At 60.5% G+C, this 26,640-nt stretch carries 30 protein-coding genes, 1 tRNA gene and 2 pseudogenes; 13 read left to right on the plus strand and 20 right to left on the minus strand.

The features are described from left to right. Positions 1 to 2: 2 nt before the first annotated feature. The 3 genes from AC0NIE_RS19855 to AC0NIE_RS19865 all read left to right on the plus strand — a co-directional run bounded on the left by AC0NIE_RS19855 (position 3) and on the right by AC0NIE_RS19865 (position 2,158). Positions 3 to 932, plus strand: a complete 930-nt coding sequence (locus AC0NIE_RS19855; RefSeq protein WP_473489583.1) for a heme o synthase — start codon at positions 3 to 5, stop codon at positions 930 to 932. Between the two features lie 72 nt (positions 933 to 1,004). Next, the gene (locus AC0NIE_RS19860) at positions 1,005 to 1,286 is read left to right on the plus strand and encodes a hypothetical protein (RefSeq protein ID WP_473489584.1); all 282 of its coding nucleotides are present in this window, start codon (positions 1,005 to 1,007) and stop codon (positions 1,284 to 1,286) included. Between the two features lie 53 nt (positions 1,287 to 1,339). Beyond that, a complete protein-coding gene (locus tag AC0NIE_RS19865; RefSeq protein WP_473489585.1) occupies positions 1,340 to 2,158 on the plus strand; it encodes a DUF2189 domain-containing protein in 819 nt (272 codons plus the stop codon). A gap of 57 nt (positions 2,159 to 2,215) precedes the next feature. On the opposite strand, the gene AC0NIE_RS19870 is transcribed toward AC0NIE_RS19865, so the two are convergent. From AC0NIE_RS19870 to AC0NIE_RS19905, 8 genes are all read right to left on the minus strand, one after another. Beyond that, on the minus strand, positions 2,216 to 2,689 hold the full coding sequence (locus AC0NIE_RS19870; protein ID WP_123150665.1) for an aminoacyl-tRNA deacylase: 474 nt from the start codon (positions 2,687 to 2,689) through the stop codon (positions 2,216 to 2,218). Between the two features lie 187 nt (positions 2,690 to 2,876). Beyond that, a complete protein-coding gene (locus AC0NIE_RS19875) occupies positions 2,877 to 3,281 on the minus strand; it encodes a cytochrome C oxidase subunit IV family protein (RefSeq protein WP_473489586.1) in 405 nt (134 codons plus the stop codon). A 9-nt stretch (positions 3,282 to 3,290) separates the two neighbouring features. Then, complete coding sequence (locus AC0NIE_RS19880; RefSeq protein ID WP_473489587.1) at positions 3,291 to 4,013, minus strand: heme-copper oxidase subunit III family protein; 723 nt, start codon at positions 4,011 to 4,013, stop codon at positions 3,291 to 3,293. 13 nt (positions 4,014 to 4,026) lie between these two features. Continuing rightward, the gene (locus tag AC0NIE_RS19885) at positions 4,027 to 4,731 is read right to left on the minus strand and encodes a cytochrome c oxidase subunit 3 (protein ID WP_473489588.1); all 705 of its coding nucleotides are present in this window, start codon (positions 4,729 to 4,731) and stop codon (positions 4,027 to 4,029) included. Then, complete coding sequence (gene ctaD, locus AC0NIE_RS19890; RefSeq protein ID WP_473489589.1) at positions 4,728 to 6,497, minus strand: cytochrome c oxidase subunit I; 1,770 nt, start codon at positions 6,495 to 6,497, stop codon at positions 4,728 to 4,730. Before ctaD ends, AC0NIE_RS19885 begins: the two co-directional genes overlap by 4 nt. An 87-nt stretch (positions 6,498 to 6,584) precedes the next feature. Continuing rightward, on the minus strand, positions 6,585 to 7,400 hold the full coding sequence (gene coxB, locus AC0NIE_RS19895) for a cytochrome c oxidase subunit II (RefSeq protein WP_473489590.1): 816 nt from the start codon (positions 7,398 to 7,400) through the stop codon (positions 6,585 to 6,587). Between the two features lie 454 nt (positions 7,401 to 7,854). Further along, positions 7,855 to 7,992, minus strand: coding sequence for a hypothetical protein (locus AC0NIE_RS19900; RefSeq protein ID WP_244603015.1), 138 nt, complete (start codon positions 7,990 to 7,992; stop codon positions 7,855 to 7,857). 167 nt (positions 7,993 to 8,159) lie between these two features. Continuing rightward, positions 8,160 to 9,068, minus strand: a complete 909-nt coding sequence (locus tag AC0NIE_RS19905) for a LysR family transcriptional regulator (RefSeq protein ID WP_473489592.1) — start codon at positions 9,066 to 9,068, stop codon at positions 8,160 to 8,162. Between the two features lie 142 nt (positions 9,069 to 9,210). Here AC0NIE_RS19905 and AC0NIE_RS19910 point away from each other — a divergent pair, with 142 nt between their 5' ends. Continuing rightward, entirely contained in the window at positions 9,211 to 10,662 is a 1,452-nt protein-coding gene (locus AC0NIE_RS19910; protein ID WP_473489593.1) for an MFS transporter, read from the plus strand. Between the two features lie 51 nt (positions 10,663 to 10,713). Here the strand turns inward: AC0NIE_RS19910 and radC are convergent, their stop codons facing one another. Next, a complete protein-coding gene (gene radC / locus AC0NIE_RS19915) occupies positions 10,714 to 11,469 on the minus strand; it encodes a RadC family protein (protein ID WP_473489594.1) in 756 nt (251 codons plus the stop codon). A gap of 48 nt (positions 11,470 to 11,517) precedes the next feature. Further along, a complete protein-coding gene (gene map, locus AC0NIE_RS19920; RefSeq protein WP_123150673.1) occupies positions 11,518 to 12,345 on the minus strand; it encodes a type I methionyl aminopeptidase in 828 nt (275 codons plus the stop codon). A 287-nt stretch (positions 12,346 to 12,632) separates the two neighbouring features. Here map and AC0NIE_RS19925 point away from each other — a divergent pair, with 287 nt between their 5' ends. The 3 genes from AC0NIE_RS19925 (at position 12,633) to AC0NIE_RS19935 (ending at position 16,383) form a co-directional block, all read left to right on the plus strand. Further along, positions 12,633 to 12,929, plus strand: a complete 297-nt coding sequence (locus tag AC0NIE_RS19925; protein WP_473489595.1) for a DUF982 domain-containing protein — start codon at positions 12,633 to 12,635, stop codon at positions 12,927 to 12,929. 116 nt (positions 12,930 to 13,045) lie between these two features. Next, entirely contained in the window at positions 13,046 to 13,705 is a 660-nt protein-coding gene (locus AC0NIE_RS19930; protein WP_473489596.1) for a DUF2161 domain-containing phosphodiesterase, read from the plus strand. Positions 13,706 to 15,465: 1,760 nt separating this feature from the next. Continuing rightward, positions 15,466 to 16,383, plus strand: coding sequence for a class I SAM-dependent methyltransferase (locus AC0NIE_RS19935; RefSeq protein WP_473489597.1), 918 nt, complete (start codon positions 15,466 to 15,468; stop codon positions 16,381 to 16,383). A gap of 189 nt (positions 16,384 to 16,572) precedes the next feature. Here the strand turns inward: AC0NIE_RS19935 and AC0NIE_RS19940 are convergent. After that, positions 16,573 to 16,827: pseudogene (locus tag AC0NIE_RS19940) on the minus strand (IS1595 family transposase); the annotation flags it as partial. Between the two features lie 465 nt (positions 16,828 to 17,292). Between AC0NIE_RS19940 and AC0NIE_RS19945 the strand changes: the two are divergent. Further along, positions 17,293 to 18,195, plus strand: coding sequence for a hypothetical protein (locus tag AC0NIE_RS19945; RefSeq protein ID WP_474043745.1), 903 nt, complete (start codon positions 17,293 to 17,295; stop codon positions 18,193 to 18,195). Between the two features lie 146 nt (positions 18,196 to 18,341). On the opposite strand, the gene AC0NIE_RS19950 is transcribed toward AC0NIE_RS19945, so the two are convergent. Then, entirely contained in the window at positions 18,342 to 18,662 is a 321-nt protein-coding gene (locus AC0NIE_RS19950) for a DUF2934 domain-containing protein (protein WP_474043746.1), read from the minus strand. Positions 18,663 to 18,807: 145 nt separating this feature from the next. On the opposite strand from AC0NIE_RS19950, the gene AC0NIE_RS19955 reads away from it, so the two are divergent. Beyond that, positions 18,808 to 19,125, plus strand: coding sequence for a KTSC domain-containing protein (locus tag AC0NIE_RS19955; protein WP_473487204.1), 318 nt, complete (start codon positions 18,808 to 18,810; stop codon positions 19,123 to 19,125). 1,223 nt (positions 19,126 to 20,348) lie between these two features. Here AC0NIE_RS19955 and AC0NIE_RS19960 read toward each other — a convergent pair. Then, positions 20,349 to 20,528, minus strand: coding sequence for a hypothetical protein (locus AC0NIE_RS19960; RefSeq protein WP_473487205.1), 180 nt, complete (start codon positions 20,526 to 20,528; stop codon positions 20,349 to 20,351). A 170-nt stretch (positions 20,529 to 20,698) separates the two neighbouring features. Then, positions 20,699 to 20,953: a hypothetical protein gene (locus AC0NIE_RS19965; RefSeq protein WP_473487206.1), complete on the minus strand. Its 255-nt coding sequence runs from the start codon at positions 20,951 to 20,953 to the stop codon at positions 20,699 to 20,701. A gap of 90 nt (positions 20,954 to 21,043) precedes the next feature. Between AC0NIE_RS19965 and AC0NIE_RS19970 the strand changes: the two genes are divergently transcribed. From AC0NIE_RS19970 to AC0NIE_RS19980, 3 genes and pseudogenes are all read left to right on the plus strand, one after another. Next, on the plus strand, positions 21,044 to 21,319 hold the full coding sequence (locus AC0NIE_RS19970; RefSeq protein WP_473487207.1) for a hypothetical protein: 276 nt from the start codon (positions 21,044 to 21,046) through the stop codon (positions 21,317 to 21,319). Between the two features lie 234 nt (positions 21,320 to 21,553). Then, positions 21,554 to 21,670, plus strand: a pseudogene (locus AC0NIE_RS19975) (hypothetical protein); the annotation flags it as partial. A 112-nt stretch (positions 21,671 to 21,782) separates the two neighbouring features. Beyond that, positions 21,783 to 21,965: a DUF1214 domain-containing protein gene (locus AC0NIE_RS19980; protein WP_473487208.1), complete on the plus strand. Its 183-nt coding sequence runs from the start codon at positions 21,783 to 21,785 to the stop codon at positions 21,963 to 21,965. 380 nt (positions 21,966 to 22,345) lie between these two features. On the opposite strand, the gene AC0NIE_RS19985 is transcribed toward AC0NIE_RS19980, so the two are convergent. From AC0NIE_RS19985 to AC0NIE_RS20005, 5 genes are all read right to left on the minus strand, one after another. Continuing rightward, entirely contained in the window at positions 22,346 to 22,621 is a 276-nt protein-coding gene (locus tag AC0NIE_RS19985; RefSeq protein WP_473487209.1) for a hypothetical protein, read from the minus strand. 169 nt (positions 22,622 to 22,790) lie between these two features. Then, positions 22,791 to 23,006: a hypothetical protein gene (locus tag AC0NIE_RS19990; RefSeq protein ID WP_473487210.1), complete on the minus strand. Its 216-nt coding sequence runs from the start codon at positions 23,004 to 23,006 to the stop codon at positions 22,791 to 22,793. A 295-nt stretch (positions 23,007 to 23,301) separates the two neighbouring features. Then, the gene (locus AC0NIE_RS19995; protein WP_473487211.1) at positions 23,302 to 23,772 is read right to left on the minus strand and encodes a DUF992 domain-containing protein; all 471 of its coding nucleotides are present in this window, start codon (positions 23,770 to 23,772) and stop codon (positions 23,302 to 23,304) included. An 89-nt stretch (positions 23,773 to 23,861) separates the two neighbouring features. Further along, entirely contained in the window at positions 23,862 to 24,629 is a 768-nt protein-coding gene (locus AC0NIE_RS20000; protein WP_473487212.1) for a hypothetical protein, read from the minus strand. A 418-nt stretch (positions 24,630 to 25,047) separates the two neighbouring features. Further along, positions 25,048 to 25,137 (minus strand) — tRNA-Ser (locus AC0NIE_RS20005). Between the two features lie 282 nt (positions 25,138 to 25,419). Here AC0NIE_RS20005 and AC0NIE_RS20010 point away from each other — a divergent pair. Then, positions 25,420 to 25,809, plus strand: coding sequence for a hypothetical protein (locus AC0NIE_RS20010; protein ID WP_473487213.1), 390 nt, complete (start codon positions 25,420 to 25,422; stop codon positions 25,807 to 25,809). A gap of 125 nt (positions 25,810 to 25,934) precedes the next feature. Here the strand turns inward: AC0NIE_RS20010 and AC0NIE_RS20015 are convergent, their stop codons facing one another. Further along, positions 25,935 to 26,216 carry a hypothetical protein gene (locus AC0NIE_RS20015; RefSeq protein WP_473487214.1) on the minus strand — a complete coding sequence of 94 codons (282 nt, stop codon included), beginning with the start codon at positions 26,214 to 26,216 and terminating at the stop codon, positions 25,935 to 25,937. Positions 26,217 to 26,640 lie beyond the last annotated feature (424 nt).

Below are 26,640 nucleotides of genomic sequence, written 5' to 3' on the forward strand. Positions count from 1 at the left end.
AAATGTCGGCTCGGGAAAGCGGCCTCAAGGATACCGGTATCCAGATCTCTGAAGCGACGGTCAGTGATTTCTTCGCGCTTCTGAAACCACGCGTCATGGCGCTTGCTGTTTTTACCGCTTTCGTCGGCCTGATGGTGGCGCCTGGGGCGATGAATCCGGTCATCGCCGTGATTGCAATTGGTGCAATTGCAGTTGGAGCGGGAGCGGCCGGGGCACTCAACATGTGGTACGATGCCGATATTGACGCGTTGATGTCGCGCACGTCGAAGCGGCCGGTCCCTTCAGGCCGGGTCATGCCAGGCGAAGCTCTCGGCTTCGGCCTGGTGCTTTCCGTACTTTCGGTCATGACGCTCGGCGTGCTGGTTGGGTGGCTTGCCGCATCGCTGCTGGCCTTCACCATCTTCTTCTACGTTGTCATCTACACGATGTGGCTGAAACGCTCGACGCCGCAGAATATCGTCATAGGCGGCGCCGCGGGTGCCCTTCCTCCTGTCATCGGGTGGGCGGCGGCCACCGGCGCCGTGGGGGCTGAAAGTCTCATCCTGTTTCTGATCATCTTCCTCTGGACGCCGCCGCATTTCTGGGCGCTCGCGCTGTTCAAGATCGGCGACTATGCTGCTGCCGGCATTCCCATGATGCCGAACGTGGCCGGCCAGGCTTCGACCAGAAAACAGATCTTCGTCTATTCACTGATCCTAGCACCAATCGGCGTGCTGCCTTGGGCCTTTGGATTCGCGAGCGGATTGTACGGGATTGTTTCGGCCGCATTGGGCGCGGGTTTCATCTGGCATGCCTGGAAGCTTCTGATCGACAAGGAGATGAATCGCGCAAAGGCGCTGTTTGCCTATTCGATTCTCTATCTTTTCGCGATCTTTGCCGTGCTGCTTGCCGATACCACTGCAATGCGTGTCGTCATGTCAGCCGGAAATTGACGGCATGACCTGCCTCGTGGCTGCATTGAATCCTGATGTTCTCGGATTGCTTGCCGGGTTGAGAATCGGCGATTGCTGATCGAGGTGCGCTCCGAACCTGCTCAAACCTCACATTGGCACTGCGCAGAATCCCAGCAACAGCAGAATAACTACGCCAAGGCCGAGCATGAGAACGGTCTTTCCATCCATGACCTTCACCCTTCAACCCAGCTTGGAGAATATCGAAGAAATGCGGTTAGAGCTAGCCGGATCACCGGAGCCGTCCTCTCAAGACAAAGGGCGGCGACAAATCCCCTGCAAGAGCGTATGTTGATCATGGTGCAGGTCGCGGTTTTGCGTGGCCAGTCACGCTGAACGGCAGCACCGTAAAATCGCGACCTTACCGGACCTGGTCTGGAGGAATGGTCATGGCAAGTTTTCACGTGATTGCAGGCGCCAGCGAGACGCTGGAGCACACCAGAATTCGAAAGATCGGCGTTTCCGACCTTTTCGACGCGCTCAAGCGCGGCGTCGACGATTTCATGGTCAAACCGTCGCATATCGTTTTCCTCTGCCTGATCTATCCGCTTGTCGGCGTCGTGCTCGCCGTCTGGACGTCGGGCAACAATGCGCTGCCGCTGTTGTTTCCGCTGGTGTCGGGTTTTGCGCTGATCGGTCCATTCGCGGCGATCGGCCTCTATGAGATCAGCCGGCGACGGGAGGCCGGGCTCGACGCCTCCTGGAGCCACGCTTTCGGGGTCAGGAATTCTCCGGCGCTGCCGGCCATCGCGGCGGTCGGGATCATGCTGCTTGCGATCTTCATCGCCTGGCTTTTGACCGCGCAGATATTTTACCAGCAAGTGTTCGGCCCGGCCCCGCCGGAATCGCTCTCCAGCTTCATCAGTGAAATATTCGCCACCGGACGCGGCTGGACGCTGATTATCCTTGGCCACGCTATCGGCTTTGTCTTCGCCGCCGTGGTGTTGTGCACCACGGTCGTCGCGTTCCCGTTGTTGCTCGATCGTGATGTCGGTGCCTACGAAGCCATCCACACCTCAGTGCGTGTGGTCCTGGCGAACCCGATCGTGATGGCTGTCTGGGGACTGATTGTCGCCGTCGCGCTGATCATTGGTTCGCTGCCGGTGTTTGCCGGGCTAGCGGTGGTGCTGCCGATCCTCGGTCACGCCACCTGGCACGTCTATCGGAAAGTTGTGGAATCGCCGGCCTCCACCAGACCGGCTAACTGACAAAATCCTGCCTGCCGCACCGGCGAGAGCATCGGTGCGGCAAGTTGGCCAGGGTGTTCAGTAAGCCGGGTAGCTAAAGCGGGCCTGGCGTGCGTCGCTGGTCAGGTTGCGGAAGTCCTTGCCGCTGACATGCACGAGCGTCCTGTGGTCGCCGCCCTCGAAATAGATGTCGGCGGCATTGCCGAGGCTCTCATCGAGAATCACCGGCACATCGTAGGCCGCGCCGATCGGCGGGATGGCGCCGGTGTCGCAATCCTCGAAGAGCGAAACCACCTCGTCTTCGGAGGCGAGTCCGATACGTTTGTCCATGACATCCTGCAACGTGCCGAGCTCGATCCTGTGCGTGCTGGGAACCACGGCCAGCGCATAGCCGAGTTCGTGGTGAACGACCACCGATTTGGCCATTATGCTGCCGGGCACATGCGCCGCTATGGCGGCCTGCCTGCTTGTCGACGTGCGGTGGTGCTCGACGGTGTCATAGGAAATTCCTTTCCCGTCGATAAAGTCCTTCAGTCTGTTTGCGATCGTCATCCTGAGCCTCCCTTGCTGGAGTTCGCGACGCATGTGGAAACGCAGGCAATCATTCTCCTTCCGTCGTTTCCCGTGCTAACAAAAATGGGCCAGCTGTCGATTGTTTCAAGGCAGACAGGAGCGGACCGCAACTAGCGCTTCCAGCTCTTGACGGGAGACGCCGTCGACCCTGTACCCGGATTGCTCGTCAGGGCTCGGCCCCAAAAAACACCATCCGGGTGAGAAGCGTGTAATCCGATTCGAAGACCATCATTGTCACGAACACCAGCACTAGTATCGGCGGCAATATGATCGCATATGTCAGCGCCAGCCGTTCCCAGGCCATGTGCATGAAGACCGCGACGATCAGCCCGGCCTTGAGCATCATGAAGATCAGGATCAGCGACCATCTGAGATAGCCGTGGATGCCGAGATAATCGACCATATAGGAGCAGGCGCTGAGGATGAACAGCCATGCCCAGACGACCAGATAGAGCTTGATCGGGTGCTCCTGATGAACCTCCGCGGGGGCGATGCCGGTTGCTGTCGCATCATGCGCTTGAGCTCCGTGCAGCGTATGTTGCCCCAGGCCGTTTGCGGTTATCTCAGCCATATCTGCCTCTCACCAAAGATAGAAGAATGCGAAAATGAACACCCAGACCAGGTCGACGAAATGCCAGTAGAGCCCCATGATCTCGACGTTCTCGTAGCGACCCCTGCGGCTGGTGAAGAAACCAGGCCGTCCCGTGTCGTAATCGCCGCGCCAGACCTTTCGCGCCACGATGATCAGGAAGATCACCCCAAACGTCACATGGGTGCCGTGAAAGCCGGTGATCATGAAGAAGGATGACCCGAACTGCGCCGCACCCCACGGATTGCCCCAGGGCCGTACCCCTTCGGTGATCAGCTTGGTCCATTCGAACGCCTGCATGCCGACGAAGGTCGCGCCGAGTGCTGCGGTCAAAAGCATGAGGATCGCCGTTTTGCGGCGGTCGCGGCGATAGCCGAAGTTGACCGCCATGGCCATCGTTCCGCTGCTCGAGATCAGCACGAAGGTCATGATGGCGATAAGGATCAGCGGAATGTCCGAGCCGCCAATGTGAAGGGCAAAGACCTCGCTCGGATTGGGCCACGGCACTCGGGTAGACATGCGCGCGGTCATGTAGGAGAGCAGGAAGCAGCCGAAGACGAAGGTGTCGCTGAGCAGGAATATCCACATCATGGCCTTGCCCCAGGACACGTTCTTGAACGCGCGCTGATCCGAGGACCAGTCGGCCGCGACGCCTTGCAAGCCCGCCGGCCGCGGCTGTGTTTGGCCGATATGTGTCACTGTCGTCTCTGCCATCCGCCCGGCCCTCCTAGGTCAGCAACTGTCGGCAAATCTCGATAAAAGTCGCGGCCCAGCCGGCCAGAAGCGCGAAGATGGCGAGCCAGACGAAAAGCAGGAAATGCCAGTACATGGCGCACAATTCGACGCTGAGGCGAAGCCGCTCCGCCGGTGCTCCGTTCCAGGCGCCGGCAGTCGTTCTGCTCAGGCCCACCAGCCCTCCCAGTATGTGCAGGCCGTGCATCCCGGTTATCAGGTAGAAAAAACTGTTGGCCGGATTGGCGGTCAGCAGGTAGCCGTCGGCGGTCAGGTCCCGCCATGCCACAAGCTGTCCGATCAGGAAGCCAAGTGCGGTGAGCCCAGCTGTGACGAGGCCAAGCCTGACCGTGTCGATTTGGCCCCGGCGCGCAGCGACCGAGGCGCATTGCAGCGCGATGCTGCTCAGGACCAGCACGCCTGTGTTGAACCAGAGCACGCGCGGTAGCGGCAACGCCTGCCAGTCCGACAGCGCCATGCGCATGAAATAGGCGCTGGTGAAAAGCGCGAACAGGCAGCCGACGACGGCGAGGAAGACGCCGAGGCCGATCTTGGCGGTCGGCAGCGCCGATCCTTCCGAGCCGATAACATCCCCGATCACACCTTGCTCGAGCCATGGCTTGGCCATCAGCCGCTGGTGGGAGAGCCACCATCCGGCAAAGCCGGCGATCACGAGGAGGAAGACCAGAATGACGCTCATGCCGGCTCTCTTGAGGATCCGAAGGAGCCCGGCATGTTTTGCGGGATAAAGTCCTCTTTGGCGCCCGGCACGCTGTAGTCATAGGCCCAGCGATAGACGATCGGCAGTTCTTTCCCGAAATTGCCATGGGCGGGCGGTGTTTCGGGCGTCTGCCATTCGAGCGTCGTGGCGCGCCACGGATTGCCGCCGGCTTCCCGGCCATGGCGGATGCTCCAGATCAGATTGAACAGGAATACTATCTGGGCGAAGCCGACGATAAAGGCCATGACGCTGATGAACGAGTTCAGGTGGTGGGCCGATTCCGTCATCACCGTCATGTCGGTCAGTTCGTTGTAGCGGCGCGGCACGCCCATCAGGCCGATGTAGTGCATGGGAAAGAAAATCAGGTAGGCACCGAGGAAGGTGACCCAGAAATGGAACTGGCCCATTGCCTCGTTCAGCATCCGGCCAGTGACCTTCGGGTACCAGTGATAAATCGCCCCGAAGATCACGAGAATCGGGGCGACGCCCATGACCATGTGGAAATGGGCGACGACGAACATCGTGTCCGACAGCGGAACGTCGACGACGACGTTGCCGAGAAACAATCCGGTCAGCCCGCCATTGACGAAGGTGACGATGAAGGCCAGGGCAAAAAGCATCGGTATTGTGAGGTGGATGTCGCCGCGCCACAGCGTCAGTACCCAATTGTAGACCTTGATCGCGGTCGGTACGGCAATGATCAATGTCGTGGTGGCGAAGAAGAAGCCGAAATAGGGATGCATGCCGCTGACATACATGTGGTGGGCCCAGACCACGAAGCTCAGCGCGCCGATGCCGACGATGGCCCAGACCATCATCCGGTAGCCGAAGATGTTCTTGCGTGCATGGGTGCTGATCAGGTCGGATACGATGCCGAAGGCCGGCAGCGCCACGATATAGACCTCGGGGTGGCCGAAGAACCAGAACAGATGCTGGAACAGGATCGGGCTGCCGCCGCCATGCTGCAACTGTTCGCCCATCTCGACGATCGCCGGCATGAAGAAGCTGGTGCCGAGCGCACGGTCGAACAGCATCATCACGCAGGCGACAAACAGCGCCGGAAAGGCGAGCAGCGCCATGACCGTCGCGGTGAAGATACCCCAGACAGTCAGCGGCAGGCGCATCAGCGTCATGCCGCGTGTGCGGGCCTGCAGCACCGTCACCACATAGTTCAAGCCGCCCATGGTGAAGCCGATGATGAACAGGATCAGCGAGATGAGCATCAGCATGATGCCCCAGTCCTGGCCGCCTGGTGTGCCGGTCATGATCGCCTGCGGCGGGTAGAGCGTCCAGCCGGCACCCGTCGGCCCGCCGGGCGCAAAGAAGCTCGACACCAAAACCAGTACGGCGAGCAGGTAAATCCAGTAGCTCAGCATGTTGACATAGGGAAAGACCATGTCGCGCGCGCCGACCATCAGTGGGATCAGGTAGTTGCCGAAGCCACCCAGGAAGAGTGCCGTGAGCAGGTAGATCACCATGATCATGCCGTGCATGGTGATGAACTGGTAGTAGGCTTCCGGCGTGATGAAATCGAACGTGCCGGGGAAGCCGAGCTGCAGCCGCATCATCCAGGACAGCACCAGCGCCACCATGCCGATTGCCGTCGCCGTCGCCGAATACTGGATGGCGATGACCTTGGCGTCCTGCGAGAAAACGTATTTCGTCCACCAGCTGTGCGGATGGTAGAGTTCCATCTCCGGGACTTCGGCCGGCGGCACCGCATCTGCAGGCGTGATATCGACCATAGGAACACCTCCGTGCCCTTCTCGGCCAGGCTCGACAGTTTCGAGCCCTGCCGCAATTTCAACCCACGTCGCCGTCTTTCACGGCGTCTACTCTGCCGAGCCCACCTGCTGGGGGGCCGACAATTGCGCAAAAGTCTGCTGTTCGCCGAGCCAGGCCGTATAATCTTCCTGCGTGTCGACCATGACCACACCATGCATCAAAGGATGCCCCTGGCCGCAAAGTTCGGCGCACAGGACCTGGAAGGTTCCGGTCTTGGTCGGGGTGAACCAGAAATAGGTGACCGAGCCCGGGATCATGTCCATCTTGGCGCGGAATTCAGGGACATAGAAATCATGCAGCACGTCGATCGAGCGAAGCAGCATCTTGACCGGCTTGCCGACCGGCAGATGCAGATCGGCGGCTTCGACGACGACATCGTCCTGGCCACTGGGATCGTCGGCAATGACGCCCAGGGGATTTTCAGGGCTGACGTTACGGGTGTCGGATGTGCCGAGCTTGCCGTCCTTGCCGGGCAAGCGGAAACTCCATTGCCATTGCTGGCCGACGACTTCGACCACAGTTGCGTCGCTTGGGACGCTGACGAACTGGTTCCAGACGAACAGGCCGGGAACCAGCATGGCCGTGACCCCGGTTGCGGTGACGATCGTCAGCCACCATTCGAGCCGCTTGTCCTCGGGTTTGTATGCCGCCTGATTGCCTTCCCGATGACGGAAGCGGAAGACGCAATAGGCCATAAATAGGACGACGGCGGCGAAGACGACGCCGGTGATCCAGAAGGTGATGATGATGGTGTTGTCGATATAGTCCCAGTTAGAGGCAATCGGCGTCCACCACCATGGGCTCAGGAAGTGGAACAACACTGAGCCCACAACTACCAAAACGAGTACAAGCGCTATGGCCATATCCCGTTTCCTCCCGGCATTCCAAGGGCGCGAAGCCGTCCCAGGAAATGCCAAATGCATCATAGCTCGATTTCTGATCGAAATTCTAGTGCGGTCTTCCGGTCAGCCGAAAACGCAATGGCGATGATGTGGAAAAACCTAAGAAGAAGAAGGCTGCGGCGAAGAAAAAGCCTGCCAAAAGCGCCGAACAACACGGGTTTCCGCCGAATTGTGAAAGGCCGCCCCATGTGCGGTTTTGACCTTAGAGCGACGTGCGGCCACTTAGACGGACAAAATACACTCTGCACTCTCACTATCTGCGCATCGTGCTGTCCGCGAATCGATTCCGATTTTCGAGCCGATGCGGTAGGCGATAGATTCGTGCCCAAGCAGCGGTTGGCGGCTGGCGATACGAGGTTTTGATCATTATCTGCGCCGAGTTGCAAAGTGCAGGTCGTTGGAGGGATCGCTGAAGCTATTCGTCGGCATTGGAGGCGCGGTCGCCACGACGCTCCTCCTCGCGCTGGAGCGAATGGCTGCAGTTGAACGATGCCGTCTCCGCCAGCCGGACCATCACCGTGTCGGTAACCGTCGACAACGCCAGCAAGGTCAACGAAAGCTGGTCGGTCGGCAAGCGCGGGAGGAGGCTGGTTCGGGATGGTGTCAGGGCGAGGCGAGGCCGATTTCGACCTTGCCGGGCTCAGCGAGGCGGTCGGCCAGATCGCCGGCACCTGCAACACCGAGTTGCCGTGATCGGATCAGCAACGCTCGCCTCAATCACTAAGAAATCCAGGGAGTTGTTCCGGCGCAAACGTCTCGAACGCAACCGCGCAGCCAGCGATGCGCCGGATCGGCATCCAGCCGCGGGTGCCACAAAAGTGAAACCGTGATTTCCGGCAAGGGAATCGGCAGAGGGAAACAGAACATCCCGTCGCGCAGGTTCCCCGTATAGCGTTCGGGAACGCTGGCGATCAGGTCCGAGGCACGCGCCAGGGCCAGAGCTTCCGAAAAGCCGCCGACGACCGTGACGATTTCTCGTTTCAACCCTAACGGCTCAAAGGCGTCGTCGATCGGCCCCCTGTCGAGCCCGCGACGGGAGATGAGGATGTGCCGGCAGGCTGCGTAACGGGCAGGGGTGATCGTCAGCTCGCATAATGGATGCCCCATCCGCACGGCGCCGACGAAACGATCACGAAACAGCGCTTGCGCGCGCACCTCCGGTCCCGTGGCGTTTCCGACGACGCCGGTTTCCAGGTCTACGCTGCCGTCGCGCAGGGGCGTGCTGTCCTTGTCTGGCTTCAACACAAAACGCAGCCGCACGCCCGGTGCTTGTTGGCCGACGCGCGCAATGAGATCCGGTCCGAAACTCTCGACAAAGCCATCCTGGTTTCTGAGCGTGAAGGTTCGCACGAGCCGTTTCAGGTCGAGCGTCTCAACAGGACGCAGAACGGATTCGGCGTCCTCCACAAGCTGACCGACGCGCTCGCGGAGCTCGATGGCTCGGGGTGTGGGCACGAGGCCGCGTCCAGCCCTGACTAGCAGCGGATCGCCGGTCGTCTCACGCAATCGCGCCAGCGCCCGGCTCATCGCCGACGGGCTCAGCCGCAGCCTCTTGGCGGCGCGCGCCACGCTGCCTTCCGTCAGCAGCACATCAAGGGTGACAAGCAGATTGAGATCGGGATGCGACATATGCTGATCGTAGCACGGTCGGCACTATGTGACATAGCGTCAGACGCAATGATTAACTGCAAACGATGCGCCTTTCGTCATACCAAGCCAAGGACTACCTGTCTGCCAACTCCGTTTCAGGAGTCGCCAGAAAACGGAGTTCATGTTGAAGCCAATCGATGCAGGACGGGCAGTCGCTGGAAATCCACAACGGGCACCTTCGGTTCGGTGGGCACTCGCCAGCCTTTCGTTGTCGATGTTGCTGTCCTCACTCGGGATCAGCATCGCCAATGTTGCCTTGCCGACGTTGGCGCAGGCGTTCAACGCCTCGTTCCAGGACGTCCAGTGGATCGTGCTGGCTTATCTCCTCGCCATCACCACGCTGATCGTCAGCGTCGGACGGCTCGGTGACATCACCGGCCGCCGGCTGCTGCTGCTGGCCGGGCTCTTCCTGTTCACGACGGCCTCAGTCCTATGTGGTTTCGCGCCGACGCTCTGGCTGCTGATCTCAGCCCGGACGGCGCAGGGCCTGGGGGCGGCTATCATGATGGCGCTGACCATGGCCTTTGTCGCTGAGACGGTTCCGAAGGCAAGGACCGGCAGCGCCATGGGGCTGCTCGGAACGATGTCGGCGATCGGCACCGCTCTGGGTCCCTCGCTCGGCGGCCTTCTGATTGCCGGAGCCGGTTGGCGGGCGATCTTCCTCGTCCACGTGCCACTGGGGTTGCTGGCATTTGTTCTCGCCTATCGCTATCTGCCGGCTGATCGCCGGGGGCCGAAGACGGATCGGGCCGGCTTCGACGTTGTCGGCACGCTGCTGCTTGCCTTGACGCTTGGCGCGTATGCGCTCGCGATGACGATCGGGCGTGGCAGTTTTGGTCCGCTCAACATGGCTCTGTTGGTGGCTGCCGTCTTCGGAACCGGCTTCTTTGTGCTTGTGGAGGCGAGAGTGGCGTCGCCTTTGATCCGATTGGGCGCGTTCCGCAATGCGATGCTGAGTGCCAGCCTCGCCATGAGCGCGCTCGTTGCGACGGTGATGATGGCGACGCTGGTGGTCGGGCCGTTCTATCTGTCTCGTGCGCTCGGGCTCGACGCGGCTCTTGTTGGCATCGTCATGTCGGTCGGTCCGCTTGTCGCCGCGCTGACCGGTGTGCCAGCTGGTCGCATAGCCGACCGTTTTGGCGCCGGGCGCATGACCATCATTGGGCTCATCGCGATAGCCGCCGGTTGCTTCAGTCTATCCGTGATGCCGGCAATATCAGGCGTCCCCGGCTACATCGCCCCGATCGCAGTCATCACATCGGGCTATGCGCTGTTCCAAACCGCCAACAACACCGCTGTCATGTCGGATATCCACCCGGACCAGCGGGGCGTCGTTTCCGGCTTGCTCAATTTGTCGCGCAATCTCGGGCTCATCACCGGCGCATCCGTCATGGGCGCTGTGTTCGCATTCGCCTCAGAGGCGATGGACATCGCAACGGCGCGCCCCGAGGCCGTTGCCGCCGGTATGCGGATCACGTTCGCGGTCGCGGCTATACTGATCGTCGTCGCGCTCGCCATCGCGGTTGGCAGCCGTACTCCCGCGCCACGTCCTTCGCTGCCTGGCGTGTCATGACACGAGACGGGACGCTTTCGGCGAGAAGCCGACGCATGTTCAAGCAGGGCGTCAGATCAGCAGCAGGCCCTTCATGCTGGCATGACCCTTCTTGCCGATGATGATGTGATCGTGGACGGCGATGCCGAGCGGTTTGGCCGTCTCGATGACCAGCTTGGTCATCTCGATGTCTGCGCGCGACGGCGTCGGATCGCCTGACGGATGGTTATGCGCCAGTATGATCGCCGTGGCGGAGAGTTCGAGCGCGCGCTTGACCACTTCGCGCGGATAGACCGGCGTGTGGTCGACGGTGCCGACCTGCTGCACCTCGTCGGCGATCAGTGCGTTCTTCTTGTCGAGAAACAGGATACGGAACTGCTCGCGCTCCTCGAAGGCCATGACCGACCGGCAGTATCCGAGAACCTGCGTCCAGGACGACAAGACCTCGCGGCCTTTGATCTCGCTACGTGCCGCGCGTTGGGCGGCCGCGGCAACGATCTTCAGATCGAGCGCCACCGCCGGGCCGATACCCCTGACCTCCTCAAGCCGCGCGACCGGCGCGCCAAGCACCTCGGCCAGCGTGCCGAAGCGCGCCAGCAATGCCTTGGCGACGGGTTTGGTGTCGGCGCGGGGGATCAGGCGAAAGAGCAAGAGCTCCAGCAATTCGTAATCGGGGAGGGCGTCGGAACCCGCGGCCGCGAACCGTTGGCGCAAGCGGTCGCGATGACCGAGATAATGCGGCTTTTCGACCGACGTGGCTTTCGCGAGCGATTTTGTCGGTCTCTCGGGAAAGAAACCCCGCTCGTCGTCGTCGCTGGTTGTCCCCATGGCCGCCCGCATTTTCTTGACCGGAAAGATCCGGCCCTCGCACAAACACTAGGCCGGCAGGCCGGGACGGTCGAGGCTTTTTGGCGACAGCGTGAAAATCTCGCATCCGGTTTCGGTGACGCCGATCGTGTGCTCATACTGCGCCGACAGCGAGCGGTCGCGTGTCACCGCCGTCCAGCCGTCCGACAGCACTTTTACGTGCGGCCGGCCGAGATTGATCATCGGCTCGACGGTGAAGATCATGCCCGGCCGCATCTCGACGCCTTCGCTGGCGCTGCCATAGTGCAGGATGTTCGGCGCGTCGTGAAAGAGCTGGCCGACGCCGTGGCCGCAGAAATCGCGCACCACCGAGCAGCGCTCGCTTTCGGCATAGGTCTGGATGGCGGCGCCGATGGCGCCGGTGCGGGCGCCGGGCTTGATCGCCGCGATGCCGCGCATCAGGCATTCATGCGTGACCTCGAGCAGGCGCTCGGCGGCGCGCTTGATCGTGCCCACCGGATACATGCGCGAGGAATCGCCGTGCCAGCCATCGAGGATGTAGGTGACGTCGATGTTGACGATGTCGCCGTCCTTCAACGGCTTGTTGTCGGGAATGCCATGGCAGACGACGTGGTTGATCGAGGTGCAGGACGACTTCGTGTAGCCGCGATAGTTCAGCGTCGCCGGCAATGCGCCGTGATCCATGCCGAACTCGAAGACGAAACGGTCGATGGTTTCGGTGGTGACGCCCGGTGCGACGATCGACACCAGTTCGTCGAGGCAGCGCGCGGTGAGATCGCAGGCCTTGCGCATGCCGGCAAAGCCTTCTTCGCCATAGAGGCGGATCTGGCCGGTGTTTCTGAGTGGTGCCATGGCGGCGTCGAGATAGGTGACCATTGTGTCCGTCTTGCCGGAAGAAAGGGCTTCCAATGAGCCCGCGCGAAAATCCTCCCAGATTTGGCACCGGACGGCGTCAGGTTCAAGGACGAACTGCCGGCGATCGGCTTAAGCCGGCGATATTCATACCTCGCGGCTTCATCTTGTGCCTGTCCGGCGCGTGCCGGGGTGTTTGTCCGCACTGACGACATATTTCTGAGCAAGAAGTGGGGCCTGAGCGAAAAGCCGGTCAAAGCAACATTGCGACGAACGGTGTTGCTGCGGGAACGCGTTCGGGAGAGACAGGAATGGACAGATTGCAATTCGAGGTGCCGGTGCGCATCACGACCGCGCCTGGCCTGCCGGTCGAGGAAATCTACAGCGTCGAACAGGCGCTGGATTTCCTGCAAGGCTGGCCGGTTCGCCGGCAAGGCCCGGTCTATCAGGCCGCATTCAATGCCTGCTTCGGCGCCACGGTCGACCTGGTCGAGACCGAGGACGCCTGCCGGGCGTTCATGGCGTTCTGCCGGGTGAGCCGCCTGCTGGCCAGGGATATGATGGTTCCGGGCAAGCGTTCTGGTGAGGCGAGGGGGCTGAGAGCTTAGCGGCCGAGCTGGCATCCCACACTTCCATGCGTTCGACGAGCGGCAAATCTGGCCCAGAGCGGCATGCTCTTCGGTGATGCTGTGCCAGCCAGTCACGAATCGGCTATGCCTCGCGCATGCAGGAAACGTCTCTTTACATGCCGGTGAAGCGGTTTCTTGAGGGCCTGGAATTCACCGTCAAAGGCGAAGTTGGTGGTTGCGACGTCGTGGGGTTGCGCGACGGCGAGCCGCCCGTGGTCGTCATCTGCGAATTGAAATTGCAGTTCAACCTCGAGCTCATACTTCAAGGTGTCGATCGTGCTGCGTCATGCGATGAGGTCTGGCTTGCGGCGCGCATGTCAAGTCGAGGCAAAGGCCGCGAGCGCGATCGCCGGTTCCGCGCACTCTGCAGGCGGCTCGGCTTCGGCCTTTTGGGAGTTGGTTCCGCCGGCAACGTCGAATTGCTGCTCAGCCCGGCCGCCTTGCCGCCCCGGCGAGATCCGAGGCGAAGATCGCGCCTGGTGGACGAGCATCGGCGCCGGCGCGGCGACCCTGTGGTCGGCGGCGGCTCGCGCACGCCGATAATGACCGCTTACCGACAGGATGCACTGGCCTGCGCCGCTGCCATGGTTGACGGCCCGAAGCGTCCGCGCGACTTGAAAACCGTTTCACCACGCGCTGCCAAGATCCTGCTTCACAACGTCTATGGCTGGTTCGCCAGGGCCGAGCGCGGCGTCTATGCGCTTACGGACGTTGGCCGTGCTGCGTTGCAGCGCTGGCCGCAACCGGCTCCATGACGAGGCGGCGCCGAGTTGTTTGAGCGGCTTGGAGCGGCAGGGACCTCTCCCGACTTGATTGCCGTTGCGTTTGGCCGCTCTGGACGGGCCAATCGCGTGCTGATCCTAAGGCAAGCCCCTCGTCAAGCAACAGAAGAGATGGAGCGGCTTGTGGTTGCCGCCGCGCAACCTTAAGCAGATTTGTCAGCCCCAGCGGCACCGACGGCTGGATGACGGGCGTCTCGCGCTCAGGTTTCTTTATGTAGAGCGGCTTGGCTGTCCTCAACTGCTGCAATTGTCGCCGGGCCTTGGCGCGCAGGGCGGTTTCCGCCGGCGCGGGCGATCCATTCTCAAGCACCGGCGTGAAAGCCTGGGCCGCCTCATCCGTCCGCTGAAGGGCGAGAAGGCTGCGGCCCCGGGGCATAACGCGCTAGGGTGAGGCCTGGATCGAGGTCCGTGGCTCGCCCAAACGACACGATGGCTGCGGAGTGGTCGTTTAGCGACTGCTGCGCAATGCCCAGGCAAAGCCAGGCGCTTACAGATTGCGGCGACATAGCTGCAAGCGCGCCGAAGCAGTCCGCAGCCTGACGGTGATCGCCCTTCGTACCCAAAACGTGACCGAGTCCGTACAGAGCCTGATCATGCGTCGGCTCGGTGTTCAGGATCTGGCGACAGACGTTCTCAGCCTGGATGAACCAACCTTTCTTGTGGAAGCGGGCCGCCTCCTGCGGGGCAGGTCTGTTCAATAGCCATGCGAACCAGCTTGAGGGCGGCCCAGGCGTTGCGGATGTTCTCTTGGGCTTCCATGCTTCCTCGCTGAGATGGACTGTCTCAGCGTCAACCGTGAAGGCGAGGCCTGTTCCATCAAAGTCTAACGACTGGGAAAACGCACTGGAAAGCACGTGCGGTAATAGTTGTTTCAACGATTACTGGTATTTTGGAGGAGTGTGGTAGCGGCTCCGACAGTAGCGCGGGAAGGCGAATTGCCGGAGCCGCCAGCGCAGCCCGTTTGGGGGTTTGACCGCGCCGTCCTATTCTGGGACAGCGCGGTCAACGATTCGTTAAAATTTTCCGGAACTAATTAACAGCATGCTAATTGAATCGCGGCTCCTTCAAGGATGCAGGAAAGGACAAAATCCGCATCGATCCACCGTTCCAACGCAAAACCCGGTCTATTTCGCCCGCTGGTTTGCTCCCGATCGACCCGAGGTCTACTGCGACGACCCGGACGCAATCCTGCTAGTCACGGCTCTTGGCCTCGACCCTGACGCGATTCTCGTGCCTATCGAGGCCAGATAAAGATTTCTAGCGGGTGTGTTTCTCAAGCGGTACGCCCAGGCGAACCGTTTGGACGTTATCGGTTCAGCCTTTCCACCGTTTCGATAATGGCTTTGGCAAGCGCTTCGCCCTCATGGACCGGTTCGGGACCATAGAGCAGCAGGATAGCTTCCTCGCTTGGCAGCACGCCGGCGGGCAGGTCTGTTCGATCGCCATGCGAACCAGCTTGAGCGCGGCCCAGGCGTTTTGGATCGTCTCTGGCGCTTCCACTGCATCCTCGCTGAGATGGTCGGCCCGACAGCCGCTGCGGAGTAGGCAATCAACCGCCGGGCCTAACCGGCGGGGGTGTGGGCGTGCCCGCCGGCTGGGAAAAATAATAAGCCGTTTCATGCAGAATTGCTAATTTAGTAAATGATCATGATCCGTTCCCCTAGCCACCAGATGGGACGGGCCTAGACTCGAATTTGTGCGTAAACCATCGATCAGAATTGGAGGCTGCGCAAATGAACCTCATTGAACAACTAGCTCGTAAACTAAGTCAGGATCGTCGCGCAATGGCGCTGATGGAAAAGCTAGCTGGGCAGTTAAGTAAAACCAAGCGTTTCAAGCGCGCGACCGAGCAACTCAGCCTAGAACGTCCCGGCAGCTCGGCCCGATTCATCCCCTTAGCCAGACACAATAATGTCTTGTTTGTTTGTCCCTCCCAGTCAAAGAATGCCGCGCCGGTTCCACCTCAACATCTGTGGGAAGGATACGCCCAGACTGAATTAGACTATTTGAAATGCGGACAAGATGACGTGGCACAAATGCTTTGCATCCTTAATGAAGTCGGGCAACCGCCTATTCCGTTGACACGCGTGCTCGATCTCGGATGCGCCAGTGGCCGCATGCTGCGATTTCTTCCGCGAGACGAGACATCAGAGCATTGGGGCCTCGACATTAATGCCGAGCATATCGCCTGGTGCCAGGAACACCTTAATCCGCCGATGCTCTTCGCAACCAACACCACAGCACCGCATCTTCCATTTGAAGACAGCACCTTCGACTTGGTTTACTGCGGATCGGTTTTCACGCATATATCCGAATTGGCTGAGGCGTGGCTCCTCGAAGTTCGGCGCGTTCTCCGTCAGGACGGTTACGCATATATCACCATTCATACTCGGCAGACGATTGATCTTCTGCGAACGAAGTATCGCGATGATCCACTTTTCTCTGACCTACTTGCAGACCTGAACTCCAACTTCGCCGAAAATAATCCTGATGGAGTCGAGTGGTCGGTGTTTACCTTCGGCGCTGACCCGAACTCTCAGGTGTTTTATGACGTCGCTTCCTTGGAGCGGCGGTGGGGCCGGATCATACCAGTTGTCGCTGTGAAGGAGCAGGCGCACGATCATCAGGCCGCAGTGGTTATGCGAAAATGACATATACAGCCGCCGTGATGTCGAAGGAGCTTTATGACCCCACGGTCACGCTGAAATTGCGGCGCGGCAGAACCAACTCGCGGACCAGTATCTGGAGACCCATACTGAACCGCTATTGGATGACTGGATCAACGGTTAGCTCTAAAAAGCTTGGAGTGTCATGGCGCGCTGTCAATAGGCCCTTGTTGACCGGAACGTCACGCGGCGGCCAATGTAGGTTTCGTCCGCCTCGACGGTCTTGCCGTCGCCGCCCATCCGCATGAAGTCATCCGAGCGCATTGCCTCGCGAATGCGATGGGCCAGGAACCACGCGGTCTTGTAGGTGCATTCCAGAACGCGGTGCAGCTGATGGGCGCTGATGCCCTTCTTGGATGAGCACATAAGGTGGATTGCCTGTAGCCACTTGTGCAGCGGCAGGTGGCTTTCCTCGAAGATCGTGCCCACGCCGGCGCGTGATCGGGAAGCTCCTTGCACTGGATCTGATCGCGATCGCATAGCGCGGCGCCTGCCTTAACCCAACAATCGGCCTGTTTGGTCGATGTGCAGAGTTGCTTGATGCAGGTATCAAACGCGACGTCAGCGCTGGCCGGTACGATCCCGACCAGCATAGTCGTCAGCGCAATTGTAAGACCCCTCATGCGATCAGCATGGCGCGCAAGCTTCGCCCCCGCAAGGTGCGCATGGCGAACACTGCACATTAGAGCTGCCAGCAGAGCTGAAAGGAGCGCAGCTTCGTTCTCTTCTCGGGCAATCCCTCAAAGGCGTTATGCTCAGCCTCTAGCGTGACGCGCTCGGGGGCGTCCGTCGTGATTGGCGGCGTCCCTTGCGAAGGGCACTCACGTTCTGGTTCGCGTGTGAACCATTAGGGCCGGCGGCACGTTTCTCTGCGAATCCAACACAATTGACGGCATGACCGTGGAGGAACCAAAGCATCAGCATGCGCTGGAGAAACAAGGCACGCCTGGTGCCTTGGCGAACTTTCCTTATGACCGAATGACAGTCGAACGATTTCGGGCGGCATTTCCGCGAGCGAGGTGGAGCGACGAGCGCAGGAGCTGGTTTGTACCAGGCAAGACGGCGGCCCGCCGGGTTGACCGCTGGCTGGCGCGTGAGGCCGAGTTGCTGGCGATCCACGCCGACAGCAAGGGGCGCGACGCGTTCGCTTTCGATCCGATCTCCAGTCCCTATCTCGAGGTTGCCGACGACCTGCGCATTCGGACACCCTATTCGAAGACCGTCCTTCGGGAACTACACGAAATTCCCTGGGCAAGTTGGGACGATGAACTCCGGGCGTGGCGCGTGCCGTTTCGATCCTATGAGGAACTGCGGCGCCGATGGCCGACAATCGAAGAGGCTGCCAGACGTAGCGAACCCGAGGAAAGGAAGCGACGACGCGAGGCGGCGAGGGACTCGGAAGCTCAAAGAACCACGCGGTTGCGATATGCGGAACGCCGCCGCCATCGCTATCCGTTGCCTGCTGAAGACTTGCCTCCGATGGGCCGCGCTGTCGCAACAGAGCAGTACGGCATTGTCGTCTTTACCGATGTGTCAGGGGAAATTGCCGAGCCGTCGGCAGTAGCTGCTTTCTACCCACATGCGACGCGGACCGACATCGACTACGTGTGGGGAACGTGGCGCTCGGCAACGCTGACGGAACTCATCAGGACATGGCCCGCTCGTCGTGAAGCCGGGCCAATGGAACATTCCCGGGGCTGGTGGCAGCCGACGCTCACCGAACTCAGAGTCGCTCGTCGAAACGCTCGCATCATCGAGCGTCGAAGGCGAAACCGCGATCTCGGTCCAACGTCATGAAACTCAGACCGCGACCCGAGCGGCCCGCTCTCTCCGCCAGAGGCGCGGGCTTTCATTTGTTCGGCGGTCCGCTGGCGGGGGACGGAGATTGAAAATCTGCGGCGATCTGTCGAGTTACACGATGGGCTGCCTGAGAAAGCCGGCAGTTACCGTTCGGACGCCCTAAGGCTCCGCGCCGCCTCATCGAGCGCCAGCGGATCGTCACCGAGGCGGTCGATAAGCTCTTGAGCTTGATCGCCGGTGATGCCTGTTCTCATCGCCAGTGCTTCCGCCGCCTCAACATCCGATTGACCAGCAGCACGCTTGCCTTTCTTCTCTCGGCTTTGGGTCTGCGCGGGAACTGGTACATCGGCACCAGATATTGCTGGTGGCCGAGCACCGAGCGAGCGGTCTTCGGTCTCGATCTCCAGCGCTTCCCATATCTCATAAGCGCGTCGCCTAATGCGTTCGTGTTTCTCGTCTGACATGTTCATTCCTCCCGTTGCCTTTTCTCCAACGCGTGGGGCCACGGAACGATCCGATCCTACGCGCCGATTTCGGACAAAAGAGGGACGAAAGACTGGCTTCCGGAGCACCGTGCCTGCCGCGTGTTGCGACGCCGCGATGCGTTAGGTGGCCTGGAGAAAATCCTCGTGCGCTGCTCGGGAGCGATACCACGAGGGAACGCGACCGCCGCTCCGCTTGTTGATTACTTTTGATCTAGCTGCCGTCATGCCATCCACCTCAATACGCAAAACGGAATACGATCCGGAGAGCCGAATCCTTTCGGTGTGGTTCGTCGCCAGCGGAAAACGATATGAGTTTGAGGGCGTGCCGCCGGAGACTTTTGCCGCATTCAAAGCGGCCTTCGCCAAGGGCCGCTACTTCAACGACCACATCCGCAAGCACTTCCGGTACCGTCGGGTTGCGGCCGGCAACGAGACGGGATGATCTGGATCTGCTGACATCGGAAGGCCATCCATCGAGACCATCGGGGCTGGCTTCGCCTCACGTCAAAGGCGGCTGATGCGTAATTTGGAAAGGCGATCCGTCCCAATAAGTTCATACGAGAGGGGTTAACTATGCGATCCGCAACGATTCTCTCCTCGTTGCTCGCGCCGGCTCTATGGGCGGCTCATCTTTTGCTTGTCGTCTGGGGACTTAATGCCGCAGCCCGGTCCGATCTGGTGTTTTGTTCCAGCGATTCATCGAACCAGAAAACGGGGACCGCCACGGCATGTCCGTTCGTGCTCGCGGGATCATCAAGCAACGGATCGGGGTGATTGTGCTTTGGCGTTGCGAACTCACAGCAGCGGGCGGCCTGTGCTCTTGGCCAGCCTTGGCCCAGGCTCGGCCAGGTGCGCCGTGGCATAGGTCAGGGTGACGAACTCACGCCATCCCTCCTGCAGGCTAGGCTGATCGATCTGACGCTACCAATCCGAATAGGGGGCGGCATGATAGACGACGAAGCAACGCCCACCGCCAGCGCGCGGAGGGCTCAGCCCGCGAAAGGACGACGATGCAAACGGCTGAAGTCGACTGTCAGCGTCAGAGCTCAAAGCGCCGAGCCTAGAGACCGGGCAGCCTACGCGGCGCGTCGTTGAGCGAGGTGGAAACCCGAACGGGCTCGACGAGGCTCGACGGCGGTCACGATGCTGTGGTGGTGATCACAGTAGACGCGATCCGGCGAAGTTGGCCCAGCGCAAAAACGGTAACCGCCAGGTACTGACGGGTCTTCGCTCACCGGAAAGCGGCACTGATAGAGGCCTAGCTGAATGAGGGGGACATCCCTCGACGTTAATCTGGTGTTTTCAGGCATGATGTCTTTCTAGTTTCCTAAGGTTGGCCGTAGGCCATCGCCATGATCCAATAGTCTGATTTGCCCTGTGGAGGGCAGCGCGACTGCGTCGAGTTTATCTCGCTTGGCTGGCTATGGACCACCATGTGGTGTCGGGAACTGCTTCAAGCAATTACTTGCGGCTAGAAGCCACACCGCTGCTGATGGGGTGCGCGAAGCAGGCATCCTTGTCCGTGCCGGTCGCCCCCCGGGTTGCGGCAGGCGGGGTGAGGGTGGCTTGTGGGGGCCCATGACGCCGCACGAGGGCGTGAGCCGACCCGATATTGGCGAGCTATTCCTGCGTCAGGCCGATCTTCTTGCCTATGGTGCGCACTGTTCAGGCGTCCTGGCTCAGGCCACCTTGACCATCGAGCGCCCGGTCGTCTCGTCGAACAGGCTCTGCTTGAGGACGGACAAAGCCCGCCTGAAAGACCTCGTAGGCGCAGGCGGTGCCGAAGCGGGTGACGTAGCCGCTGACGTCGATGACGAGGATGTCGGCGGTGTTGGTGTCAGTCATGGTTCACTCCTTCGGGGGCAGCAGTTTCTGAACGCGGCAAAGCCATCAAGCTGGCGTTCGATGCAGTCGGCTTCCTTGCTGTAGTCGGGCACGCCGCCGTCGATGCCGCCGGCTTGCCTGCCGCCATTGCGGGCGAGAGTCCAGAAGCTGCCTAGCCGGCCGGCAACAAATCAACGCGGTGGGCACCGGGTCAGCTTTTCCACCGTCTCAATGATGGCTTTGGCCAGCGCTTCCCCCTCATGGACCGGCTCAGGACCATAGAGCAGCAGGACAGCTTCTTCGCTCGGCAGCACACCAGCGGGGCACGTCATTTCGATAGCCATGCGAACTAGCTGTAGCCCTGCCCGTTCACCGCGTTCGTTTGCGGCACTCTCTCTGATGCGGCTGCGGAGCTTCTCGGCAAAATCCTGCTCCGGCCCGCTCATCTTGGTGCTCCTGGTCGCGCGATCGTATCAAGCGCAACGTGGGTAGCAACAAAACCGTCCGGCCAGCGTTTTGCGGTCAGGAGGTGTGGAATGGCCGACGACCGACAGAAAGTGTTTGAGCGGATCAGAGCGAAAGCGAGGGGCGGACCGACGCTCACCGACACGGTGAAGGCCATTCGGAACCGTCCGCGGACGAATAGTGAAGCGACTGGCTTCAAGGGGGAGCGCCACGATGGCCCGGTGCAGGACGAAGCGAAGCATTTCCAGATTTGCCCTGTCTGCGGGCAAGAAATGGACATGCGCGATCTTGGCGAGGCTCTTCACCACGCTACGCCAAGCCACAAGCCTTTGAAGTATCCCGACTAGCGGGCTGGAGGCACGTCAGAACTGCTCGTCCTGGCGCATGGCCCGGGAGCGCGGTACATGCGGCAGATGTGCAGACGGGCTGCCCAGCGGCCGGCCTGGTGTGGTCCCAAGTCTGAGAGTTTGGTCATATTGTGCCGGCAAGGCGGAGTGTATCGGAGCCATGCCGAGGCGGGCATTATAGCCGCCTTGCGCCTGGCCCTGTCGTAGTTGCTCTTAGCTCACGTTCAGAAATCAGTGGTCACCCATGATAACTTTTGCCATCAAGTCACGAAGCCTGTCAGCGTCATAGCCTTTACCGATAGCACCGGCGCGTCGCTCTCGGGCGGTTCGAGTTACAAGATCAACCTGCCGCCGAACGTTCCAGCCGCCAACTTCTGGTCGGTGACGCTCTACGAAGCCGAGAACGCCTCGGGCCTGGCCAACGGGGCAACCATTCCCGTCGCTCGGCTCGCGCGACAAGCCGGTGCAGAACGCCGACGGCAGCACGGACCTTTACCTCGGCCCCAAAGCCCCAGAGGGCAAGGCCGGCAACTGGCTCGCGACTGTGCCGAACAAGGGGTATTTCGCCATCCTCAGGCTCTACGGCCCGACCGAAGCTGCCATCGACAAAAGTTGGAAGCCCGGCGATATCGAGAAGGTGAATTGACGACAGCTGCCGATGCCGGGCGGTGAACCATTGGTCGAGATGCGACCTTCGCTGCATTACTGCAAAGGTCCGGGACTGGCGCTATTTGCTCGTTCCAATCGATGAGACGAATGTCAACATTCTATCCTTTGGAGTCGTTCGTTCGCGAGTGTCGCATGACACGATCTGACCCTCGGTTGGCGTCGGGCCTTACGGCAGCCCATCGGCGCTTTAGCGGAAGGTTTGGGGGTCGATCTGAAAGCGTCGTTTAGTTAGCCGCAATGTGACATGGATGAACGCGCCCGCCGGTAATCTCATGAGCGCTGAGGGAAAAGGTCCGGTCACGGAAAAATGGCAGGCAACTCTGCCCGCCATCTCCGACTTCACCAAACCGGCAGCGTTTACTGGTGGCCAACCATCGTGCAGAAGTCGCCATGCCCCTGGTCATCACTGGCTATGTCGCCGCATTCCTGCTTTATCGTGGCGCGATCCTCGTCTTTCAACCCCTCCCAAGCGGCCTTGAAGTCGGCTTCCGATTTTAAGGTCTTCATGTCGGCAGCGGTGTAGAAGGGCGCCATTTTCGTCGGCTCGTCGAGGGCGCCGCCGTGTTCGGCAAGTGCGGCGTCGGTCATCATCGAAAACGCCATCGCGCCCATGCAAAGCATCTTGATGTTCATGGTCATTTCCTCTCTTGGTTGCTTTTATTTCGTGCTCGTGCGGGATCGGCACGGGTCGGGCCTACCCCTAGGTCAACCATAGGAGAGCACTTGGCTCCGCGATATTGTCCTTTAGGGAACTTGCGGTGGAGTCTCGTCGCCCAATTACCGGCAGCCGGAAGCGCCACCGTCACGCCCTCGCACTGATATTGTCAATGCCGATGTCATCGCCCCAGATGACGAGGATGTTGGGCTTTTTCGAAGTCTGAGCCAGAGCTTTTGGCACGGCCGGCAGCATTGATGCTACCAGCAACGAACAGCCGCTGAGCAATAGGTCGCGCCGTTTCATCCGTCCGCCCGTTTGCTGCACTCCGTGCCGGCGATCACTACCATGATTACCACTCATGACGAGCTTCCCATCTCTTGTTCACGCCTGCCATGCCAAGCGGTACTGTCAAAGCTGGCATCAAAAAAGTGTTGGCGGTATTGCCCTTTGGGGCAAAATATTCTGAACAGAACCGCTCTGCGACTTCTTCAACCAGCCAGCCTGGTACTTTTTCATCCAGGGGTAAGTTAGCAATAGGGTCCGCTCGCAGTGCGTGCGCGAGGCCCTTCGCGAAAATCTCATGCCTCAATGGGCGCGCGCTCAGCCTAGGACCAGCGTCCTCTGCGGCCCCCAGCGTTGTGCGACCAGTCGTTCCTCAATCAGTCGCCGTCAAGGTGACGGTGGTGACACCACCCGCTATGTTGATGCCTTGCTGACCCTCGACGGAGATCGGCTGCAAGGAGAGCGAGCGGTCGCTGCCGCCGACGAGAATATTGGCGCCAGCGCCGGCGCCGAACGATGCGTTGGCGCCCACACCGGCATAGGTGCCCGCCAGCGCGCCCGCCGGGAGGCCGCTTGTCGCCGCCGCCACGCCCCAGATCAAATGCCCATTCTTAACCTCGCCGAGTTCCACGCCGAACTGATCAATTGAACCGGCATAGTTTTCGACCTTGCCGCTCTGGTCTTGGAAAACGCAGGCAAGTGTCTGCTTTTCGACCACGAACATGCCGATCCCGCGTGACACGTCGCACGACAATGTGCCGACCTGTGTCGAGTTCTGGGCAGTCGCAGCGAGGGGGATCGATACTACGAAGAGCGCAAAACATGCGCTGCGAAGATAGGCCATTGTCATGTCTCCCTTTGAATTGATGTCGCTTCTAGCGATGGCCGCTCCCTGGGGAGCGAGCCACCAAACGTTGGAAGTGCCATTTCCTCCTAGTAGCACGGTGGATAGGGATAGTACCCGCACTGGTCCCCGTAGCCGTAGCGGTAAGGAGCGGTCGCCGCGGCTCCAATGGCAGCGCCGGCCACGACGCCCGCTGCAACGCCTGCGCCGTCATACCAGGCTCCATGGTAAACCGGAGCATGCCAGTAGCCGCCCCCGCCATAGCCCCCGCCATGCCATCCGCCGACGTGGGCGAAGGTGGCGTCACCGACATGCGCGTAGCCGCCGTGGAAGCCACCGCCATGGAAGCCGCCGCCAAAATTGTCGATGAAGACCGCCGCCGGCCCATCAGTGCCGTCCAGATTTCCTTCCAGGACGGCGACGTCGAACGTCAGCGTCGTTCCTTCCAGCTTCGGAGTTTTCAGGGTCACGACCACATCGCTTACATCCGATCCATCGCCGCCGAGCACCGAGACGGTCGCATTCGGCGGGTCGATGGCAAAGTTGTCCTTGCCTTCATCCCACTGCATGATGAATTGCTCGGTGGTGACATGTCCTGCGGCCCGGACCGGCCGGTCGGCGAATACAATCGCATTCTTGGCTACGCCTGTCAGGACCAGTTTGCCGCCCTCCAGCTTGGCGCCGTCCGAGTTGACGACGGCGAGCGATGGCACCGGACCGGTCGGCGTAACCGCGCCGATGGTCTTTTCGAGCGGCACATGCGGCTTCTTGGCGGCGTCCTGGGCCATTGCCCCGGTGGCTGCCACGGCCAAACCTCCAGCAAAAGCCATCAGGCTCGTGATGCGAATCCTATTCATTGCAGTTGTCCTTCGCGTTTGAGTTTGCCGGTACTGTCCTTGCGTCTGCTTTCACCCTGATCGAAACCACGAAACCGTGGTCCTACTTCCCTGGAAAATCTGTTTCCAGTCGGTCTTCATGCTCACCACCGTCCATTGGTTGATCGCCGCGGCATCGAGTGCGAGGTCGAGGCGGCCGAAATCGGTGTCGCGGTGGTGCCGGAGGATTTCGAAATCCCGCCAGCTGTTCAAATTGGAACGGCCGAGGCAGAGTGTCGGTTGTGACTGGGAGAAGACACTCTGGACTGACGCAACGTTAGCTGTCGGCCGGTCTCGGCGATATTGTCCTTTGGGGAAAGCGGCATTGCGGATTTGGAGGCGGATTGCCTAGGCGGCGGCTATCGTGACTTAGGGATTGCCTCTGCAATCGTTTGCGGTCTGGCGGAGCGAGTGGGATTCGAACCCACGGTACCGTTCCCGGTACGGAAGTTTTCAAGACTTCTGCCTTAAACCACTCGGCCATCGCTCCAGATGTGATATTTATGTGATATTTTCTCGGCCTCGATCCTTGTCAAATACCGGATTCCTGCCGTTTCCTACCTCTCCAGCAACGGTTTTCAAGACCGATGCCTTAAACCGCGGCTATCCCTCCATCGTGAATTTGCAACCACGTCGCGTCCAAGGCGCGGCTGGAAGCCAATCACGGCAGTCTGACTGCTGAATTCCTTGACAACTGAAGACGGCTCAACAGATGAGGAGCCAAAGGCGTTTGCTTTAGCCTCGCAGGAGCGGTCTCAAGGGAACCGTCCATATGCACCGTACTTTCCGGGGAATCTTGGCGACAATGTTGATTGCCTGTGGTGTCGCAGACGCTGCCGGCTACACGCAGGCGCAAAATCTGCTCACCATCACGGCACCAGTCTCCGGTCAGACTGTTGACGGGACGCTCTCCTTTTCCGGGACGGCTTTCGTCAACAGTATTACACGGCGCGGTACTATTCGCGGACAGACCAACACCGGGGTCGAATGCCGAGGCACGACCACTGCCAACCTTACCTTCTCGCATGGAGAAGGAACGATGGTTTGCGGGCAACTCTCAACCCGATTCGTGTTCTCGCTGACCAGCAGACAACCCCCGGTTGGCACAGGAACGGGAACCCTTTCCGACGGGCGCAAAGTGGTGTTGAGAATAGGACAATGACCGAAAAACGACTGGCACGAATTGATGTCCTACTCGCGGCGCACGTGGCTTTCACCCGTTTGGCCCAGTTGCCAGAACCGGTCTTGGTCGCGCCATTTCCGGTTATTGGCGGGACGGACCATTAGCTAGCAGACATTTAGCACCAGGATTGGTGCTGTTGTCGAGGACGGGACCTGCACAGCCCCGAGCCTTGAGCGTGAAAACCTGGACGAGAACTGGTCGCCGCGTGGTCGTGTTGCGACTTTGCCGGCAGCACGGTCGACGAATTCGAGCTGCTCGGCGTCGAGCGCGAGCGGGGCAAGGCAGCATTCGCCCTGCTGGCCGAACCAGGCACCGGGAAATATGTCGGTTCCGCCTTCATCACCTTGGGCCACGACATGCGGCAACGATTGTGGGAGCGCGTCCACGCCGGACCGCCTCCGAAGGCCATGAAGAAGAGACCGGCGACGCAATGGTCGGGCCTGGGATGAAGCTGCGCGTCAAGCATCTCCGTGGCGAGCACGGCCACATACGCCATGCGACGCTGCTCGGTTTCAGTGACGAGAGCTAAGCCGTGTACTCGTAAATCAGCCTAGATCGATTTAACGGGGCATGTCCGCCCGCTCCACCTCGTCGGCGCGGGCGAGCACAGTCGGCAACGCGCGGCGTTCCTCAATCACGCGGCAACTTCGTAGCCACTATCCTGACGCCGCCCATATCGTTCGGACTGGCAGATAGGCGTTTGTCTCCAGCCATTCGCGGAGCACGGTTTGAATGAGATCCGCCCGGCCAATTTTCATTTCAGCCGCGATGGAGTTGAGAGCGTCCTCGGTTGCGGGCTCCAGCGGCACG

The sequence above is a fragment of the Mesorhizobium sp. WSM4842 genome (genome assembly GCF_055901575.1).